Genomic DNA, 16,371 nt, shown 5'->3' with positions numbered 1-16,371 from the left:
GTCATCTCGTTTAGACGTGGAGACGACATGTCGAGGCTCTGCCGGCGCCGCTCTGGGGCCACGGTTTCCGGGATGGGGGAAGCGCGGTGAACGTCTACACCCGACGCGAGGAGATGCGCTGGACGATCATCGCGCTGACCGCGCTCGTGCTCTCGTTCGGAGGCGCGGTCGTGCGGCTCGTCACGGCGGAAGGACGGCTGATCCCCGACCCCGCGGCGATCGCCGCCGCGAAGGCCGCGGAGACGAAGGCGCAGCAGGCGAAGGCCTGCCAGACCGCCGCCGATCGGCTGAACACGGAGATCCCCGTGTTCAAGGCCTCCGCGAAGGCCGCGCGCCTCGCCGCGACGGCCACGCCGAGCGCCACGCCGCCGCCGGTGAAAGGCAAGAAGCCGCCGCCGAAGGAGAAAGAGCCCGACGTCGATCTCGCCTGGCCCTCGGCGCTCCCGTCCTACAAGCAGGTCAAGCTGCTCGCGCCGTGTCGGCCGCTCGTGGAGAGCGTGACCGGCGCCAAGCCCGAGGCGGCGCGAGGCTGGGAGGCCGTCACGAGCGCGGCCGCCGTGGCCCCCGGCGAGGACTACAAGTCGCAGGTCGAGGCGGCGCGCAAGCTGCTCGCGGCGCTCGGCGAAGCGCCGGTCGACAAGGTGCTCGAAACGACGAAGGAGACCGAGGCGACGCTCAAGAAGGCCGCCGACGCCGAGCAGGAGAAGGCGAAGACCGCGCAGGTGCGCGAGGCTCTGCCGAAGGGCCTGCTCTCGCGCGAGCTCGCGGTCGGCCTCGGCGTGCTCATCGGCGTGCTCACCCTCCTCGCGAGTTTCCTCAGCGTGCGCGCGGCGGCCTCGCGGCGCCTCCAGACGCTTTTGCCGCTGCGCGAGGCCGCGAAGACGGGCAACTCCGGCATGCAAGCCGCGGCGCTGCTCACGCTCGCTTCGCAGCACAACGGCGGCGAGCCGGGGCTCGTCATCGGCGCCGGCGTGGGGGGCCTCGTCGCGGCGTTCGTGTTCCCGCTCGACGCCGACATCTTCGTCGCGGGCGTCATGGTCGGCCTCCTGCTCGGCCTCGGCTTCCAGTGGACCGTGCGCATGTTCGAGGGCCTCTCGAACTGGCGCAGGCGCGCCACCGAGCTCGCGGACATCGAGAAGCCCGCGGTCCCGATCGTGCTCGTCCTCTCCACGGTGCACCTCGGCCGCGAGCCCGAGTTCTGGGCCTTCTTCAGCAAGCTCTCCGCGCAGGAGCAGGCCGCCACGGTCGCGCAGCTCGCCTCCCAGGCCGAGGAGCAGATCCTCGCCGCCGCCGACGCCGGCGCGGCCCAGCCCTACCCGCAGCAGGCCATGGCCCAGGGGTATCCCCCCGGCGGCGGTTATCCCCCGGGCGGCGGTTTTCCCCCAGGCGGCGGCTACCCCGGCCACTAGAACATCGATCGGTTTGACAACCGCTTGATGTTCTAGCTCTTTTGTCCCGAGGGGGACGCCTCGCGTCCCCCTCTCGCCCGGGCAAGGCCCGGTCGATTCACCCCCCGAGGCGAGCTCGCTTCGCGATCTCGCAGAGCGCCGAACGGGTCGGCGCTCTCGACCCCCGAACTTTCTTCACGAGCTCGGCCGTCCGCGGCAATAAACTCGCCTCTCCGTCGTATTCATGCGAGGAGGCCAAGACCCGGATGCGCTTCTTTTCCCTTTCCTCGAAGAGCCTCTCCCGCATCGGCGCGCTCGTCTCGCTCCTCGGAGCGACCTCTCTCCTCGCGTCCCTGCCCGCATCGGCCGAGGACGCCGCGCCCAAGCCCGAGGCCCAGGAAGCTGCAAAAGAGGCGGACAACAAGCCCGCGGTCCTCGTCGCGCCCAAGGCCGAGGCGACCGCGGCGGCGGCGCCCAAGGGCGAAGGCAAGCAGGCGAGCGCGCCTGCGAAAAAGCGCCGGGGCGGCATCCACCCCTGCATGACCCCCGACCCGGGCTTCGGGATCTACGACCGCTGGTCGAACGAGCCCACGATCGGCCAGATGATCGCCCCGAAGAAGGGCGGCATCACGAAGAGCGGCGGCTTCGACCTCGTCGTCCACTTCCACGGCCACGAGCCGATCCGCAAGGAGTTCGTCAAGACCGCCAAGGGCGCGGTCCTCGTGGGGATCGACCTCGGCATCGGTTCGGGCGCGTACGCGCAAGGGTTCGCGGCGCCGAACACGTTCACGCAGCTCCTCGCGAGCGTCGAGGCGGCGATGGCGAAGAAGACGGGCAACCCCAAGGCGCACGTCCGCAAGCTCGCGCTCTCATCGTGGAGCGCGGGGTACGGCGCGATCGAGCAGATCCTCCGCCAGCCGTCGGGCAAGCGTATCGACGCGGTCATCCTGCTCGACTCCTTGCACACGGGGTACATCGACGAGCGCTCGAAGGCGCTGAAGACGGGGCAGATCGACGTCTTCGTGGACTACGCCAAGCGCGCCGCGAAGAAGCAGGCGTTCATGTTCCTGAGCCACTCGTCGATCATCCCGCCCGGCTACGCGTCGACGACCGAGGTCGCGAGTTACGTCATCGGTGAACTCAAGGGCAAGCCGAAGAAGGCCAAGCGCGCGGACGTGCTCGGGCTCGACCTCATCCGTCGTTACGACAAGGGTGATTTCCACGTCCGTGGTTACACCGGCGACGACAAGCCCGATCACTGCGCGCACATCGGACTCATGGCCGATATCGTGCGTGTCCATCTCGAAGCCCGCTGGAAAACGCCACGCGGGAAGTCGTGATCGAACGCTTCGAACGACACGCGTAATCGAATCGCCACCTCCGCGAAGGCCATTTCGCAGGCGTTTTGAAGCATTTCGCTGTCGCGAAGTTCTTGACGTTTCGACGCAATCCCGTAACGGATGAAGACATGGGTGGCATTGGCGTCGTTCTGAATCCGCGCTCCCGACAGAACCGCCGCGACCCGGCCGCGGCCTCGCGGCTGGCGCGGACCCTCGGCGATCGAGGCGTCGTCCGCACCGCGCAGACGAGGGAGGACCTCGCGCGAATCGCCGAGGATTTCCGAAAACTCAAGATCGACGTGCTCGGCATCTCCGGCGGAGACGGCACGAATCACATCACGCTGACCGGGTTCCTCGGGGTCTACAGCGACGAGCCGCTGCCGCCGATCGCGTTCCTGCGCGGCGGGACGATGAACACGGTCGCGAACGCCGTCGGCGTGCCCCGCGGCAAGCCCGACGGCCTGCTCGCGGCGCTGATCGCCCGCTACAACGAGCGTGGAAAGGCCTCGCTCCGGGTGGTCGAGCGCAACACGATGCGAATCGACGACCATTACGGGTTCATTTTCGGCACGGGCGCGATCCACGGATACATGGCCGAGTACTACCGGCACCCCGAGCCGAACCCCGTCCACGCCGCGTCGACGCTTTACGAGGCCAGCAAGAACGTCATGCTCGGGCACCGGACGCCGGTGGCCGAGCGCTGGGAAGGCTCCGTGGAGCTCTCTGGCGGCGTGCGTTTGCCCATGCGGGACTACCTCTGCATCGCGGCGGGCACGGTCGATCAGATTGGCCTCGGATTCCGGCCTTTCTATCGCTCGGGGCACGTCCCGGGCCGCTTCCACATCCTCGGCATCCACACGAGCGCGCTCGGGTTCGTCAAAAAGCTCCCGGACATCTGGCAGGCGCGCCCGATGGGCGAGGAGCACACGTACGACCACCTCGCCGAGCACGCGATCCTGGAGGCTCGCTCGGGCGTGGTGCGGTACGTGCTCGACGGGGATCTCCACGAGCATCGCGGGCCGCTCGAGATGCGCGTGGGGCCACGCGTGCAGATCGTCGTGGAGCACAAAGCGGGCATCCGGCCGCCGGGCGGGAGCACGTTCATGTTCCCCCCGCCCTGGATTCAGCCGGGCAACTCTTGAGGCTCACGCCTCGGGCATGTCGGCGGCGTCGAGCCGCACCGTGACGAACGTCCCGTAGCTCATCACGGTCAGCGACTCCTGGTCGACGATCATCACGCGCACGCACCGGGCGGGCGCGGCCGTGCGGAGGTCTTCGTACGGGTCGAACGGAGCGTCCTCCGCGGGCGGGAGCGCCGAGCGCAGGAAGGCGTGGACCTTGTCGCGGTGCCCGATGAGCACGCACGTGCCGATGGGCTCTTCGTCCTGGAAGAACAGCTCGTGCGCGGAGACGTCCACGACGAGCACGGCCACGTCCACGACGTCGAGCCCGCTCGTCACGCAGATCTGCTCGATGCGCGAGCAGACGGCGCTCTCCACGCTGCGGAACAGGGCGATCCGGCGCCTCTGGCCGTCCGTCAGCGAGGCATCGGCGAGGAAATTCGACAGGCTCGCCGGGATCTCCGATTGCGCGGTCTCCTTGTTCTTGGCGTCCCCCATGTTGATACCGCGAGGACCCCGCCGTCGGACGGGCTCGCCGCGCCTCCCCACAGGGGTTTTATGCACGAGTGTCGCCAACGCCCCTCTCCGCGAAGAAGGAACGTGCCGCACGGAATCATCGCAAAGCGGACGGGATCGCTCGGTGTTCGTGCGCCCGTCCTGCGCGTCAGGGTGCGGCCCCGAGCGCGGCTTTCGTCTCCGTTTGGATCACGAGCTGCTGCCCCGCCGGCTGATTCGGTGATTTCAACAGCGACTGCATCACGAGCGCGATCTGCCCCCGCTCGGGCATGAAGCGCGTGTCGCCGACCTCGATCTCGCCCTTGCCACGCGACTCGTAGCGCTCGAGCGACACGGGCACGTCCTTCGGCAAGCCCGGCAGGCCGAGCGTCGCGTTCGCGGCGTATTGCCGGACCTCGAGCGAGAGCGTCGCCCGTTTGCCGTCGAGCTTCTCCACCTTCGCCACGCGGTACCGCAGCACATCCACGCCCGACGAGCGCGCCCGATCCGTCACCATCCAGTACGCGCCGACGCCGACCGGCTTGTCGGGCAGAGGCACCGTCGAGGCGAGCACCGCGTCGACCAGCGAGCCCGTCACGAGCTCGATCCCCGGCGTCGAGTCCTTCGGGTACTCGATCGCCAGATCCGTGGCGATCCCGGAGGGCCCGAGCCGATACCGGATCACGCTGTCTTTCAGGTTCTTCAGCTCGGCCGGCACGTCGCCGCGGATCGCCTTCACCGCCGCGATCTTCACGACCACGGGTTGCCCCGCCGGGGCCGGCTCGGCCGCTTTGTCGGTCTTTTTCTTGTCGTCCTTCGCCTTGTCGGCCTTGAAGACGAGCTCGACGATGAGCGGCGGCAGGCCTTGTTGCGCCGCGCGCACCTGCAGGAGGAGCGTCGTCTTGCGCTCGTCTCCGCCCGCGAACGCGTACGAGAGCGGCACCTTCGGATCACTGCCGTCCCCGAAGATCTCGAGCTTCGGCGTCGCCGTGGGCGAGAAGGCGGCGTCGGCCGCGGCGGGCTCGAAGATGCCAGACTCGGGCGGCCCCCCCGCGGCGTCCTTCGGGCCGGCGGACTGTGCAGGCGGCGGTGCCTGGGCCGCAGCGGCGAGGGCTTCGCCGAGCTTGCCGCCGACGACCGGCCCGGTCTGGGCGTCCGCGCCCGCGTCGGCGATGGGCGCCGCGGGCTTCTTCTCTTCCTGACATCCGATCGTGGAGATCACGAGCCCGAGCGCGATCATGCTCGCGCCTCGGGCCACGTTCGCGCGTAGAGCCATGGCGCACGATGTATCTCGTTTTCGCGAGGGTGTCAGGTCCGACCGGGCCGAACCACGCGCGACGTGCCGCGGGGTATGGGAACAGGGCGCCACGAGCCGCAGAGATCCCGAGCGCCACGCCTGCAACGAACCACGGGCGCCGGAGGAGGGAGCATGCTGACGATCACGTCCACCGCGTTCGCGCCGAACGGTCCGATCCCGAGGGAGCACACCTGCGAGGGCGACGATCGATCCCCGCCGCTCGCCTTTGCGTCGGTCCCGCCGGGCACGCAGAGCTTGGCGCTCATCGTGGACGATCCGGACGCGCCGGATCCACGCGCCCCGAAACGGACGTGGGTGCACTGGGTCGTCTACAACCTCCCGCCCGCGACGACGGCCCTCTCCGCGGGCGCCGAGCTTCCTCCGGGCGCGCTCGCGGGGAAAAACGACTGGGGCCGCGACGTGTACGGCGGCCCGTGTCCGCCGATCGGGCGGCACCGTTATTTCCACAAGCTCTATGCGCTCGACATGATCCTGCCGGATCTCGGGACGCCGACGAAGGCCGAGCTCGAGCGCGCCATGGAAGGGCACGTGCTCGAAGAGGCGCACCTCGTGGGCACGTACGAAAAGGCCGCTTGATCAGCGGCTCTACCGTGTCACTTGATGGTGGCCGCGATGGCCTGGATGTCCTTCAGGAGCTCGAGCGGCCGGAAGGGCTTGGCGTAGAACGCGGTCGCGCCGGCTTCCTTCACGCGCGCGCGTGACTCGGGGTCGTCCATCGCGCTGATCACGAAGATCGGCAGATCCTTCGTCGACGGGTCACGGCGCAGGCGCGTACAGACCTCGAAGCCGTCGAGCGTGCCCGGGAGCATGAGGTCGAGCAGCAGGATGTCGAACCGCTCGGTCGAGGCGCGCTCCACGGCTTGCGCGCCCGTGGCGACGCCCACCACCTCGTGACCGCTCGAACCGACCAGCGTCTCGATCATCCGGCGGATGGCGTCCTGATCTTCGCAGACGAGCACTCGCATGATTTCACTCGCTCCGGCCCCGAAGGGCCCGTTCGTCCCTTCTACATCGAGACCCGGGTGCGGGCCAGATCGAGCCGCTCCGATCGCCGCTCCATCGCCCCCGAGCGCAGGTCGGGGGTATTGTCTCCAGGGTCACCTGCCCCCAACGTCACGCCCATGACCGTCCTGTACGAAGACGCGCACGTCGTGTGTGACGACGATGCGCTCACCATCAAGCGATATTACTTTCCCGTCGGCAGCAAGCGGATCCCGTACAGCGAGATCCGTCGCGTGGACGACACGCCGATGGGCTGGCTCACGGGCAAGCTGCGGCTCTGGGGCATGGGCCCGGCGCCGTACTGGTTCCACCTCGACATGGAACGGCCTGGCAAGGATCGATGCCTCGTGCTCGACCGGGGTAGCTTCGTGAAGATCGCGCTCACGCCGGACGATCACGAGGCCGTGCTCGCCCTGCTGCGTGAGCGTACGAGGTAGCCGCGGACCACGTGATGACGTTACCGATCGAGCCGTCGCTCCCCGAGATCTGCACAGCCATCGCCGAACGGCGCCGGCTCGTCCTGGAGGCGCCGCCGGGCGCGGGCAAGACGACGCGCGTGCCGCGCGCGCTCTTCGAGGCCGGGCTCGCGGGTGCGGGGGAGATCTTGGTGCTCGAACCGAGGCGCCTCGCCGCGCGAATGGCGGCGCGGCGCGTGGCCGAGGAGATGGGCCAGAAGCTCGGCGAGACCGTCGGCTGCACGATGCGCTTCGAGGACGTGTCGAGCCCCGCGACGCGCATCCGCTTCGTCACCGAGGGCGTGCTCACGCGCAGGCTCGTGCGGGATCCGACGCTCGAAGGCGTCTCGGTCGTCGTCCTCGACGAGTTCCACGAGCGGCACGTGCACGCGGACGTCTCGCTCGCGCTCCTCGCGCGCCTCACGCGCGAGCGTCGCAAGGATCTCGGGCTCGTGGTCATGTCGGCGACGCTCGAAGCGGATCCGATCGCGGCGTGGCTCGACGCGCCGATCGTGCGTTCGATGGGCCGGATGTACGACGTCGCGATCGAGCACCTCGAGCGCGCGGACGATCGGCCGCTCGAAGCGCAGGTCGCCTCCGCGGTGCGTCGCCTCGTGCGTGAGGGGCTCGACGGCGACGTGCTCGTGTTCTTGCCGGGCTCCGCGGAGATCCGCCGCGCGGGCGAGGCGCTCCGGCCGATCGCGGACGCCGAGCGCCTGCTCGTCTTGCCGCTGCACGGGATGCTCACGCCGGCCGAGCAGGATCGCGCGGTGCGTCCGGCGGATCGACGCAAGGTGATCCTCTCGACGAACGTGGCCGAGTCGAGCGTGACGATCGACGGCGTCGTCGCGGTGATCGACAGTGGCCTCGCGCGGGTCGCGTCGTATGCGCCGTGGTCGGGCCTGCCGACGCTCAAGGTCGCGAAGATCGCGCGGGCTTCGGCGGCGCAACGCTCCGGCCGCGCGGGGAGGACACGACCGGGCCGAACGTTGCGTCTCTTCACGCGTGGAGATCTTCTCGCGCGGCCCGAGCACGACGCGCCCGAGATCCTGCGCGTGGATCTCGCCGAGACCGTGCTCGAGCTCTGCGCCTCGGGCGTGGGTCCGCTCGAAGAGCTGCCCTTTCTGGATCCGCCGCCCCGCGCCGCGGTCACCGCGGCCGAAGAGCTCTTGCGGCGCCTCGGCGCGATCGACGAGGCGCGCCGCGTGACGCCGCTCGGCCGGCGCATGCTGCGGTTCCCCGCGCATCCTCGGCAGGCGCGGCTGATCGTGGAGGCCGAGGCGCGGGGCGTCGCCGAGGAAGGGTGCGTGCTCGCGGCGCTGCTCGGCGAGCGTGAGGTGAGCGTCTCGGGCGCGTCTTCGCGACGTGGCGGCGGGCGCGTCGAGGAGCACCGGTCGGATCTTTTGCACGCGCTCGATCAACTGGAGATGGCCGAGCTCGAAGGGCATGCGCCGGATCGGCTCCGCGCGCTCGGGCTGGATCCGACGCGTGTCTTCGCCGTGGATCGTGCCGCCAAGCAGCTCGCGCGCCTCGTCGATCGTCGCAAGGCCCCGCGGCCTGCGAGCGCGCCCGATCACGAGCGCGCGCTGCTGCTCGCGACGCTCGCGGGGTACCCCGATCGCGTGGGCCGCGTGCGCAGGCCCGAGACGGCGACGGGCAGGAGCGGCCGCGAGATCGTGTTCGCCACCGGCGGCTCGGCCGTGCTCGCCGAGTCGAGCGTGCTCGGCGCCGAGGAGTACGTGGTCGCCGTCGACGTCGAGGAGCGAACGGAGGGCACGAAGGGCCGCGTCGTCGTGCGCGCCGCGAGCGCCGTCGAAGCCGACTGGCTGCTCGACCTGTTCACCGACGCGATCACCGACACGACGGACGTCCGCTGGAACGCGGCGCAGGAGCGCGTCGAGGTCACGCGGCGGCTCGCGTACGAGGGCCTCGTGCTGGAGGAGTCACGCGTCGCGGCCACCGATCCCGCTTCGATCCAGCGCATCGGGCAGGCCCTCGCGGAGGCGGCGTGCGCCCGCGGTTATCGCACGTTCGTCCGCGGCGACGGCCTCGACACGTGGCTCGCGCGGGTCGCATTCGTCCGGACGCACTGCCCCGAGGCGGGCCTGCCCGTGCTCGACGAGGCTGCGATCGTGGAGACGTTGCGCGCGCTCTGCGTGGGCCGGCAGAGCTTTGCCGAGCTGCGGCAGGTCGATCTCGGCGCGGCCCTCGGCGAGCGGCTCACCCCGGAGCAGGCGCGACGCGTGGCCGAGTGGGCGCCCGAGACGATGCAGCTCCCGGGTGGACGACGGCTGCGGCTCGAATATGGCCCTGACGGCACGGTCTCGGCGGCCTCGCGCTTGCAGGACTTTTTCGGCTTGGCGGAAGGCCCCCGTGTGGCGCGGGGCCGGGTGCCGGTCGTGCTCCACCTCTGCGCGCCGAACCAGCGCCCGGTCCAGGTGACGACGGACCTCGCCGGCTTCTGGGAGCGGCACTACCCGGCCATCGCGCGCGAGCTCCGGCGCCGCTACCCGAAACACGCCTGGCCGGACGATCCCCGGCATGCGACGCCGCCTCTCCCCAAAGGAATGCGCCCGTCTTGAGGCTGCGCGCACGTTCGAGATGGAAAGACTCCACTCGTGCTTGACATGCCCGGCCTCTTCCGCCACTTTCCGCAGCCCCGAGCGACGGGTCCCGCGCGCGACGCGCGAAATGCCTGCTGAGGACGTCATGGCGAAGAGCGACATCACTGGGAAACGGAAGCTTCTGGCGCAGAACGTCTCCCACTCGAACATCAAGACCAAGCGCTGGCAGAACGTGAACATCCAGACCCGCAGGCTCTGGGTTCCGGAGCTCAAGCGCTATGTCACGCTGAGCCTCACCACGCGCGACATCCGCACCATCGACAAGGTGGGCGTCGTCGCGTACGCGAAGCGGTACGGCGTCGCGCTCTAGGCTCGGCCTGGGCTCGTCGCCGCGCCGTGCAGAGCGTGTGCGTGTAGACGAAGGCAACGCTGGCACGGAAGAGCGCGCCTCCACTCGGGGGCGCGTCTGCTTTTTGTCTATGTGTTCTCCGAGCAGTGAGCGAGCGAGCGGCTCGTCGGCTCAGAGGGTGTTTCGTAGGCTTTGCATCGACCGCATCGCGGTCGATGCACCAGCGGTCCAGGGCCGTGCCCTGGTTCGGGTCCAGGGGCGAAGAGCCCCTGGTCGGGTCCGGGGTGAAACCCCGGCGAGACGCTGTGTCTTCTCGCTCAGGGCTCGTCGCTGGCTCGCGCCGTCGCGTCCCCGGTCGAGACCAAGGACCGCGCGTCCCGCGCATCCCGCAGCAAGGCCATCGCCGTGAGCGCGCCCGACTTCTCCCGCAGGTCCGCGACGGCCGTTTCGGCCGGCCACCCCTCGGCGAGCGGGCGCAGCGCCGTGACGTCGACGCCCGCCTTCCCGAGCAGCGCCACCGCCGCGTAAAAGCCGGACTTGCCCACGATCGCGAGCGGCGCCGGCATGTCGAGCGGCGCGCCCGGCGATGTCCGCGGGACCCCGCGCCGCACCGGCTGCGCATGCCGGCCGAGCACGAGCTCGAGCTCCGGCACGAGCACGCCCTGCTCGCGCCGCGTCGGCACGACGACGAGCGCCGCGAGCAGGCCTCGACCGTCACACGCGAGGATCGCGTCGGCCACCGGGAGCCGGCCGAGCGGCGGATCCCAGGGCACGCTGAGCGCCGACACCTCGGACCCGAGCGGCGTCGTGCGGGCGGGCACGTCCTCGGGCATCGCGCTCTCCAGATCCTCGGCCGTGAGGATGCCGCCCGCCACGGGCCCACCCGCCGCGAGGAGCGCACTCACGGCCTCCTCGGAGGCGAGCGCGAGCGGCCCTGCCGACCCCACGCGCTTGATCAGCGCTGCACGTTTCGTGGCGCCCGCGGCCTCTGCCGCGGCGACGCCGGCGCGCGCGAGCCCGCCGAGCCCCGATCGTCCACGCGCCGCGTGCAGGATCGCGATGAGCCCAAGGGATCGCGGTACGGCGACGAACGCGCCGGGCGGGATCTCTTTTTCGCTCTTCCATCCGCGCGGGCGAGCGGCGCCTTTTCCAGGTTGCAGCGAACGTCCATCGATCACACGCGCTCCGGCCCCACCGCCCGCGACGATCGCCACGACGGGCGAGAGCAGGACGGAGGCATCTTGGCCGGCGAGCGCGAAAAACCCGGCGATGACCGCGTCGGCCGCGCTGCCTCCGGCGTCGAGCGCGGCCTGGGCCGGGCCCTGCGTGGTCGAAGAGCGCGCGAGTGCGAGGGCGCCGCGGATCACTGCTCCTCGTCCTCCGCGACGAGCGGGCGCACGATCGGCGCGACCGGCGCGATGATCGAGCCCGCCTCCGGCGCGCGGGCCGATCGCGCGAGCGCGGCGACGAGCGTGCTCTTCGCGCGGATCGCGGCGCCGCGGGTTCCTTCGACCACCAAGAAAATGTCCCGACGCTCGCCGAGCCTGCGCGCCACACGATCGAGCGCCGCGGCCGAGAGCATCGTCTGCGCGCCGAGCGATCGGAGGCGCGTGTAGACCACGGATCCGCGCGGCAGATCGTCGCGCGCGGCGTCGAAGACGGGCAGCACGCCCGCGGCGCGCGCCGTGTCGATCACGTCTTCACGCTCCCACATGCCACGCGGCTCCCAGAAGCGAAGCGCGCCTTCGCCCGGGATCCGCGCGAAGAGCGCGGCGATGCGCTTGCGGTTCGCCGCGGTCGGCCGGATCTCGGTCGACGTCGAGAGCACGATGCATCGCGCTTCGAGCGTCGTCGCGACCTCGAGCGAGGTGGCGAGCGCGTCGTCGAGCTCCTTGCCGGGGGCGAGCTCGGCCACGACGCGCGGCAAGACCACGCTGAACACGAAGGCGGGCGGCACCGATTTTCGCCACTTTCGCAGGCCGGGCGCGCCGGGCAGCGACATGTCGACCGGGCGGATCTCCACCAGATCGAGCTGATCCTTGTACTTCTTGATGTCGCCCTGAAGGGCGTGCAGGCCCACGTGGAGTCTTGCCATGGCGGGGTCTCTTTACTCGAAGTGGAACCACTGCGTGGGGTTCTCGCGCAAAAAGCTTTCCATCGCGGACGCGATGCGACGCGCGGCGTGGGAGAGCTCGTCCTCGCTGGGCCGGCGCGGCAGCGAGATCGGCGGACAGCTCCGCACCTCGTAGCGCATGTAACCCAGCCGCCGCGTGAAGACGGGCACGATCGGCGCCCCGCTCAAGGCGGCGAGCGAGAGCGGGCCCTCGGGGACGACGAAGGGCTCATCGAAGAGCGTGACCTCACGTCCACGCATGCCCTTCGGGAGCCTGTCGATCTGGACCGCCACGACGCCGCCGCGCCGGAGATGCGAGAGCAGAGGCAACGCATCGAGCGGGCTCGTCCCCACGTGTACGATCCGCACACCGGCTTTGTCGCGCGCGTCGTCGGTCAATGCCTCGGCTCGCTCGTCGCGCTCGTGCGCCATCACCACGACGACGTCGGCCGTGTGCACGCTGCGCAAGATCGGGCCTGCGGCTTGCCAGCCGCCCGTGTGCGCCGTCGCGATGATCACGCCGCGCCCCTCGTTCGCCGCGCGCACGTAGTTCTCGTCCGACGCGCAAAGCCCGACGAGGCGCTCGGGCCGATCACGCCCCACGAGGAACGCTTCCGTCAAGCAGCTCGCGAAGCTCGCGAAGACCCGCGCGACGTCGACGTTCTCGACGAGCACGTTCCGCGGACCGAGCGCGCGCCGGAGGTTCTTCCGGACCGCGCGCCGCTGCCGACCAAGCGCGATCCCGAAGGCGAGGCCGATGAGCGGCGGCGCGTACCGCACGAAGGGACGCGGGCCGTGTGTCACGCCTGCGTCGAGCGCGCGTCGCCAGAGCACCGAGTCGTGCCGGCGCAGATCGTCGAGCAGCTTGCCGAGGTCGTCTCCGATCCCCACGGGGCCCCCCTAGCGGCTCAACGGCGCGGCGCAAAGGGCGGCGCGTCGGGATCGACGATGTCCTCGTCAGGGCCGCTGGATCCAGGCTCCCGGAGGACCGGCTTGCCGATCCGCAAAAGCCCCCACACCCCGACCTCGCGCGCCGCCGCGTCGTCGTGCGCCGCGGCCTGTTCCAGCGTCCGCACGTCGTCCTCGGCGCTCGGCCCAGCGGGATCCCGCGCGAGCCGGTTCGCCGCGACGATCGCCGCGTTCCGCGCGAGCCCGCCGCGCCGCGCCCGCCGCAGCGGCGTCCCCTGGGTCGTCTCGGGAAACGCTTCCTCTTCGATCGACGCGAGATCCGAGAGCCGCATCTCGGACCAGCGCGGTAGCGGATGGAACTGCTGCGTGCGCGCCTCGGGCGGCGGCGCGGTCCGGTTGTAGGGACAAACCTCCTGGCAAACGTCGCAGCCGAAGAGGTGCTCGCCGATCGCCGCGCGCAGCTCCTCGGGCGGCGCTTCGTACTGCTCGATCGTGAGGTACGAGATGCACTTCCGCGCATCGAGCACGAACGGCTTCGGGAACGCGCCCGTCGGGCAGGCGTCGAGGCAACGCGTGCACGCGCCGCAGCGCTCGTGCATCGGCACGCCCGGCGTGAGCACGAGCGTCGTGACGACCTCGCCGAGCATGACGAAGCTCCCCTGCCCCGGGACGATCACGAGCCCATTTTTTCCCACGAACCCGAGACCGGCGCGCGCCGCCCACGCGCGCTCCATCAACGGCTCGATGTCGCAGAGCGGTCGCGCGTCGATGCCGGGCCCGAGGCCGCGGATGAACTCGGCGAGCCGGCGCAGCTTCTTGCGGAGGAAGAGGTGATAGTCCTGCCCGCGCGCGTAGCGGGCGATCCCGCGCGCGACCTCGGGATCATGCGCCTCGGCCTCGGCCGAGCGGGCATACCGGCGACCCACGCACACGACGCTCCGCGCGCCCGGGAGGATCGCCTCCGTGTCGAGCCGCCGCCGCTCCTCGACGTGCTCTTCGAGGTACTGCATCGTGCCGTGCATCCCGGCCTCGATGAACGCGCGGTAGCGATCGTGCTCGACGTCGAGCGGCTCGTCGGCGCGCGCCACGCCGACCACGTCGAAGCCGAGCTCGAACGCGCGCTCTCGGACCCGCTGATCGACGTCGCTCGCGGACATCCGTGTTGCCTCCCCGCGCGCTGTCCGCGCTGCGATCGAGCTACCCGAACAGCCGATCGAGGACGATCGCGCACGCCGCGCGCACGCTCAGGTGATTGTAGCCCGTGTTCTCCTCGGCGTGGATCGGCGCGAGGCGAACGTCGGCCGACGCGACGAGCTCACCCGCGAGGCCCCACCCCGTCCCGAACGTGATGAGCACGGGTTTGTCCGTTTGCGTGAGACGCGCGCGCGCGTCGGGATAGTTCGTCACGGGGCCCCGCTTCGCCGAGGCCGCCGTCGTCCAGAGCTCGATCCCCGCGCGCCCCACGCCCGGCGCGAGCGACGCGTAGACGTCCTCCAGGCTCGGCACGATCCGCAGGACGTCGAGCGCGTCCGCGCGATCCGGGATGCGCTTCTTGCCCGAGCCGTGGATCCAGTGATCACGGATGCGCTCGGCGAGCAGCCGCTGCGCCGCGACCGGATGCACGATGTGAAGCTCGAGCACGCCGAACGTGCGCGCGCTCCGCGCCATGTCGTGGAGATCCAGGTTCGTGATCGCGGTCGTCACGATCTCCCCGCCGCGATCGAGCACGGGGTGGTGAACCAGCGCGAGCGCGACCTTCGTCACGACGCACCTCGCTCGGCGCGAAGGCGCTTTGCCCGCTCCAGGAGATCGGGCCTGCGCGCGGCCGTGCGCGCCTCGGCCTGCTCGCGCCGAAAGGCCGAGATCGCCGCGTGGTTACCGCCTTTCAACACCTCGGGCACCTTCATCCCTCGGAACTCCTCGGGCCGCGTGTAGTGAGGGTATTCGAGCAGCCCGTCCATCGCCGGGCTGTGCGACTCGTGCATCGCCGAGTCGGCGCTGCCGAGCACGCCGGGCAAGAGCCGCGAGCACGCGTCGACGATCGCCATCGCCGCCACCTCGCCTCCCGCGAGCACGAAGTCCCCGAGCGAGATCTCCTCGTCGACGAACGCGTGCACCCGATCGTCGAAGCCCTCGTACCGGCCACACACGAGCGAGATCCACGGCCGCGAAGCGAGCGCCTCGACCTTGCGCTGGTCGAGCACGCTTCCTTGGGGAGAGAGCAACACGCGGTGCGAGCGTTCCGCTTCCGCACCCTCGCGCCCCTCGCGTGCTCGCGCCTCGACGGCCTCGATGCAGCCGACCACGACGTCGACGCGGATCACCATCCCGGAGCCGCCGCCGTACGGCGTGTCGTCGACGCTGCGATGGCGCCCGAGCCCATGCTCGCGCAGGTTCGCGCAACGCACGTCGAGCGCGCCTGCGCGCACCGCGCGGCCGACCATCCCCGTCGACAGGAATGGCTCGAACATCTCGGGGAAGAGGGTGACGATGTCGACACGCATGCGCGCGCCTCGTCAGGTGAGGCCGTCGATCGTGACGAGCCGGACGATCCCGGCGTCGGCTTCCACGGATGCGATGAAGTCGTCGAGCAGCGGGACCTCGATCTTCGTGCCGTCCGCACGTTCGACGACGAGCACCTCGCAAGTCGGGTACGAGGCCAGCGCGAGGACACGACCCACGACCTCGCCGGAGCCGAGCTCAGCGCGCGCACCTTCGATGTCGCACGCGTAAAACTCGCCTTCGTCGAGCGGCGGGAACTCGTCCCTCGGGACGAGCAGGATCGCCCCGCGTAGCGCGTCGGCGGCATCCCGATCGGTGACGCCCGCGAGCCGCGCGAGCACGGCCTTGTTTGCGCTCCTGATCGACGTGATGTCGGCCGCGCGCTCCACGCCGTCGGGGAGCCGCAGCTTGAGCGTCGGCCGGTGCCCGAGGAGCTCCGAGCCCTCGTGGTACACCTTGAGACGCACCTCGCCCTGGATCCCGTGCGAGCGCGCGATCTCCGCGACGGCGACAAACCGTCGCGGGGCATCGGCCTCGGTTGTGGCGCGCTTACGCGGGATCAATCCAGGATGTCGAGGTGGGCCCGGAGGCCCGCCTTGCTGGCGGCCGCGTTGAGGAGCGCGCGGATCGACTGCGCGGTGCGGCCATCCTTGCCGATCACTTTGCCGATGTCCTCACGCGCCACGCTGAGCTCGATGCGCGGGAACCTGTCTCCCGTGACCTCACGAACGGTCACTTTCTCGGGATGATCCACGAGCGACCGCGCGATGAGCGCGACGAGATCCAGCAGCATGGTGGAGGACGCAGGAGACGGC

The 16,371-nt window shown here is 70.6% G+C and carries 18 protein-coding genes; 7 read left to right on the top strand and 11 right to left on the bottom strand.

Translation table 11 applies throughout. The features are described from left to right. The first annotated feature begins 86 nt into the window (after positions 1–86). The 3 genes from QHF89_RS22195 to QHF89_RS22185 all read left to right on the top strand — a co-directional run bounded on the left by QHF89_RS22195 (position 87) and on the right by QHF89_RS22185 (position 3,870). Positions 87–1,409, top strand: a complete 1,323-nt coding sequence (locus QHF89_RS22195) for a hypothetical protein (protein WP_284720793.1) — start codon at positions 87–89, stop codon at positions 1,407–1,409. A 245-nt stretch (positions 1,410–1,654) separates the two neighbouring features. After that, complete coding sequence (locus tag QHF89_RS22190; RefSeq protein ID WP_136930716.1) at positions 1,655–2,728, top strand: hypothetical protein; 1,074 nt, start codon at positions 1,655–1,657, stop codon at positions 2,726–2,728. Between the two features lie 128 nt (positions 2,729–2,856). Continuing rightward, positions 2,857–3,870, top strand: a complete 1,014-nt coding sequence (locus QHF89_RS22185; protein WP_136968006.1) for a diacylglycerol/lipid kinase family protein — start codon at positions 2,857–2,859, stop codon at positions 3,868–3,870. A 3-nt stretch (positions 3,871–3,873) separates the two neighbouring features. On the opposite strand, the gene QHF89_RS22180 is transcribed toward QHF89_RS22185, so the two are convergent. Continuing rightward, positions 3,874–4,347 carry a hypothetical protein gene (locus tag QHF89_RS22180; RefSeq protein WP_136930714.1) on the bottom strand — a complete coding sequence of 158 codons (474 nt, stop codon included), beginning with the start codon at positions 4,345–4,347 and terminating at the stop codon, positions 3,874–3,876. A 166-nt stretch (positions 4,348–4,513) separates the two neighbouring features. Then, the gene (locus tag QHF89_RS22175) at positions 4,514–5,620 is read right to left on the bottom strand and encodes a hypothetical protein (protein ID WP_136968005.1); all 1,107 of its coding nucleotides are present in this window, start codon (positions 5,618–5,620) and stop codon (positions 4,514–4,516) included. 153 nt (positions 5,621–5,773) lie between these two features. Here QHF89_RS22175 and QHF89_RS22170 point away from each other — a divergent pair, with 153 nt between their 5' ends. Then, positions 5,774–6,238 carry a YbhB/YbcL family Raf kinase inhibitor-like protein gene (locus QHF89_RS22170; RefSeq protein ID WP_136968004.1) on the top strand — a complete coding sequence of 155 codons (465 nt, stop codon included), beginning with the start codon at positions 5,774–5,776 and terminating at the stop codon, positions 6,236–6,238. A 17-nt stretch (positions 6,239–6,255) separates the two neighbouring features. Here QHF89_RS22170 and QHF89_RS22165 read toward each other — a convergent pair whose 3' ends face one another. Beyond that, complete coding sequence (locus tag QHF89_RS22165) at positions 6,256–6,627, bottom strand: response regulator (protein WP_136930711.1); 372 nt, start codon at positions 6,625–6,627, stop codon at positions 6,256–6,258. 156 nt (positions 6,628–6,783) lie between these two features. Here QHF89_RS22165 and QHF89_RS22160 point away from each other — a divergent pair, with 156 nt between their 5' ends. The 3 genes from QHF89_RS22160 (at position 6,784) to rpmB (ending at position 10,053) form a co-directional block, all read left to right on the top strand. Continuing rightward, entirely contained in the window at positions 6,784–7,101 is a 318-nt protein-coding gene (locus tag QHF89_RS22160) for a PH domain-containing protein (RefSeq protein WP_136930710.1), read from the top strand. A 14-nt stretch (positions 7,102–7,115) separates the two neighbouring features. Beyond that, positions 7,116–9,701 (top strand): ATP-dependent helicase HrpB, encoded by a 2,586-nt coding sequence (gene hrpB / locus QHF89_RS22155; protein ID WP_136968003.1) that lies wholly within the window; start codon positions 7,116–7,118, stop codon positions 9,699–9,701. Between the two features lie 127 nt (positions 9,702–9,828). Further along, the gene (rpmB, locus tag QHF89_RS22150; protein WP_136968002.1) at positions 9,829–10,053 is read left to right on the top strand and encodes a 50S ribosomal protein L28; all 225 of its coding nucleotides are present in this window, start codon (positions 9,829–9,831) and stop codon (positions 10,051–10,053) included. Between the two features lie 296 nt (positions 10,054–10,349). Here rpmB and QHF89_RS22145 read toward each other — a convergent pair whose 3' ends face one another. Genes QHF89_RS22145 through QHF89_RS22110 form a run of 8 tightly spaced genes read right to left on the bottom strand, consistent with a single transcriptional unit; the run spans position 10,350 to position 16,349 of the window. Continuing rightward, positions 10,350–11,399 (bottom strand): hypothetical protein, encoded by a 1,050-nt coding sequence (locus QHF89_RS22145; protein ID WP_136968001.1) that lies wholly within the window; start codon positions 11,397–11,399, stop codon positions 10,350–10,352. Next, positions 11,396–12,127, bottom strand: a complete 732-nt coding sequence (locus QHF89_RS22140) for a DUF72 domain-containing protein (protein WP_136968000.1) — start codon at positions 12,125–12,127, stop codon at positions 11,396–11,398. Before QHF89_RS22140 ends, QHF89_RS22145 begins: the two co-directional genes overlap by 4 nt. Before the next feature lie 12 nt (positions 12,128–12,139). Next, on the bottom strand, positions 12,140–13,036 hold the full coding sequence (locus QHF89_RS22135) for a lysophospholipid acyltransferase family protein (protein ID WP_232379672.1): 897 nt from the start codon (positions 13,034–13,036) through the stop codon (positions 12,140–12,142). Positions 13,037–13,053: 17 nt separating this feature from the next. Beyond that, positions 13,054–14,211, bottom strand: a complete 1,158-nt coding sequence (queG, locus tag QHF89_RS22130; protein WP_136967999.1) for a tRNA epoxyqueuosine(34) reductase QueG — start codon at positions 14,209–14,211, stop codon at positions 13,054–13,056. A gap of 40 nt (positions 14,212–14,251) precedes the next feature. Beyond that, complete coding sequence (locus QHF89_RS22125) at positions 14,252–14,818, bottom strand: RNA methyltransferase (RefSeq protein ID WP_136967998.1); 567 nt, start codon at positions 14,816–14,818, stop codon at positions 14,252–14,254. Continuing rightward, positions 14,815–15,558, bottom strand: coding sequence for a tRNA (guanosine(37)-N1)-methyltransferase TrmD (gene trmD / locus QHF89_RS22120; RefSeq protein ID WP_136967997.1), 744 nt, complete (start codon positions 15,556–15,558; stop codon positions 14,815–14,817). Before trmD ends, QHF89_RS22125 begins: the two co-directional genes overlap by 4 nt. Positions 15,559–15,570: 12 nt before the next feature. After that, complete coding sequence (rimM, locus tag QHF89_RS22115) at positions 15,571–16,119, bottom strand: ribosome maturation factor RimM (RefSeq protein ID WP_284720792.1); 549 nt, start codon at positions 16,117–16,119, stop codon at positions 15,571–15,573. After that, complete coding sequence (locus QHF89_RS22110) at positions 16,116–16,349, bottom strand: KH domain-containing protein (protein WP_136930783.1); 234 nt, start codon at positions 16,347–16,349, stop codon at positions 16,116–16,118. Before QHF89_RS22110 ends, rimM begins: the two co-directional genes overlap by 4 nt. Positions 16,350–16,371 lie beyond the last annotated feature (22 nt).

Origin of the sequence: Polyangium sorediatum (genome assembly GCF_029946465.1) — a bacterium.
Classification (GTDB): Bacteria; Myxococcota_A; Polyangia; order Polyangiales; family Polyangiaceae; genus Polyangium; species Polyangium fumosum.
Note: the sequence above shows the minus strand (reverse complement) of the source record. Positions and strands in the feature narration are given on the sequence as shown.

Excerpts from the sequence above, each read along its gene's own strand:
- QHF89_RS22110 (WP_136930783.1), bottom strand. The coding sequence starts at position 16,349 with ATGCTGCTGGATCTCGTCGCGCTCATCGCGCGGTCGCTCGTGGATCAT.
- QHF89_RS22185 (WP_136968006.1), top strand. The coding sequence starts at position 2,857 with ATGGGTGGCATTGGCGTCGTTCTGAATCCGCGCTCCCGACAGAACCGC.
- rpmB (WP_136968002.1), top strand. The coding sequence starts at position 9,829 with ATGGCGAAGAGCGACATCACTGGGAAACGGAAGCTTCTGGCGCAGAAC.
- QHF89_RS22170 (WP_136968004.1), top strand. The coding sequence starts at position 5,774 with ATGCTGACGATCACGTCCACCGCGTTCGCGCCGAACGGTCCGATCCCG.
- QHF89_RS22160 (WP_136930710.1), top strand. The coding sequence starts at position 6,784 with ATGACCGTCCTGTACGAAGACGCGCACGTCGTGTGTGACGACGATGCG.
- QHF89_RS22140 (WP_136968000.1), bottom strand. The coding sequence starts at position 12,127 with ATGGCAAGACTCCACGTGGGCCTGCACGCCCTTCAGGGCGACATCAAG.
- QHF89_RS22190 (WP_136930716.1), top strand. The coding sequence starts at position 1,655 with ATGCGCTTCTTTTCCCTTTCCTCGAAGAGCCTCTCCCGCATCGGCGCG.
- queG (WP_136967999.1), bottom strand. The coding sequence starts at position 14,211 with ATGTCCGCGAGCGACGTCGATCAGCGGGTCCGAGAGCGCGCGTTCGAG.
- QHF89_RS22165 (WP_136930711.1), bottom strand. The coding sequence starts at position 6,627 with ATGCGAGTGCTCGTCTGCGAAGATCAGGACGCCATCCGCCGGATGATC.
- hrpB (WP_136968003.1), top strand. The coding sequence starts at position 7,116 with ATGACGTTACCGATCGAGCCGTCGCTCCCCGAGATCTGCACAGCCATC.
- QHF89_RS22175 (WP_136968005.1), bottom strand. The coding sequence starts at position 5,620 with ATGGCTCTACGCGCGAACGTGGCCCGAGGCGCGAGCATGATCGCGCTC.
- trmD (WP_136967997.1), bottom strand. The coding sequence starts at position 15,558 with ATGCGTGTCGACATCGTCACCCTCTTCCCCGAGATGTTCGAGCCATTC.
- QHF89_RS22180 (WP_136930714.1), bottom strand. The coding sequence starts at position 4,347 with ATGGGGGACGCCAAGAACAAGGAGACCGCGCAATCGGAGATCCCGGCG.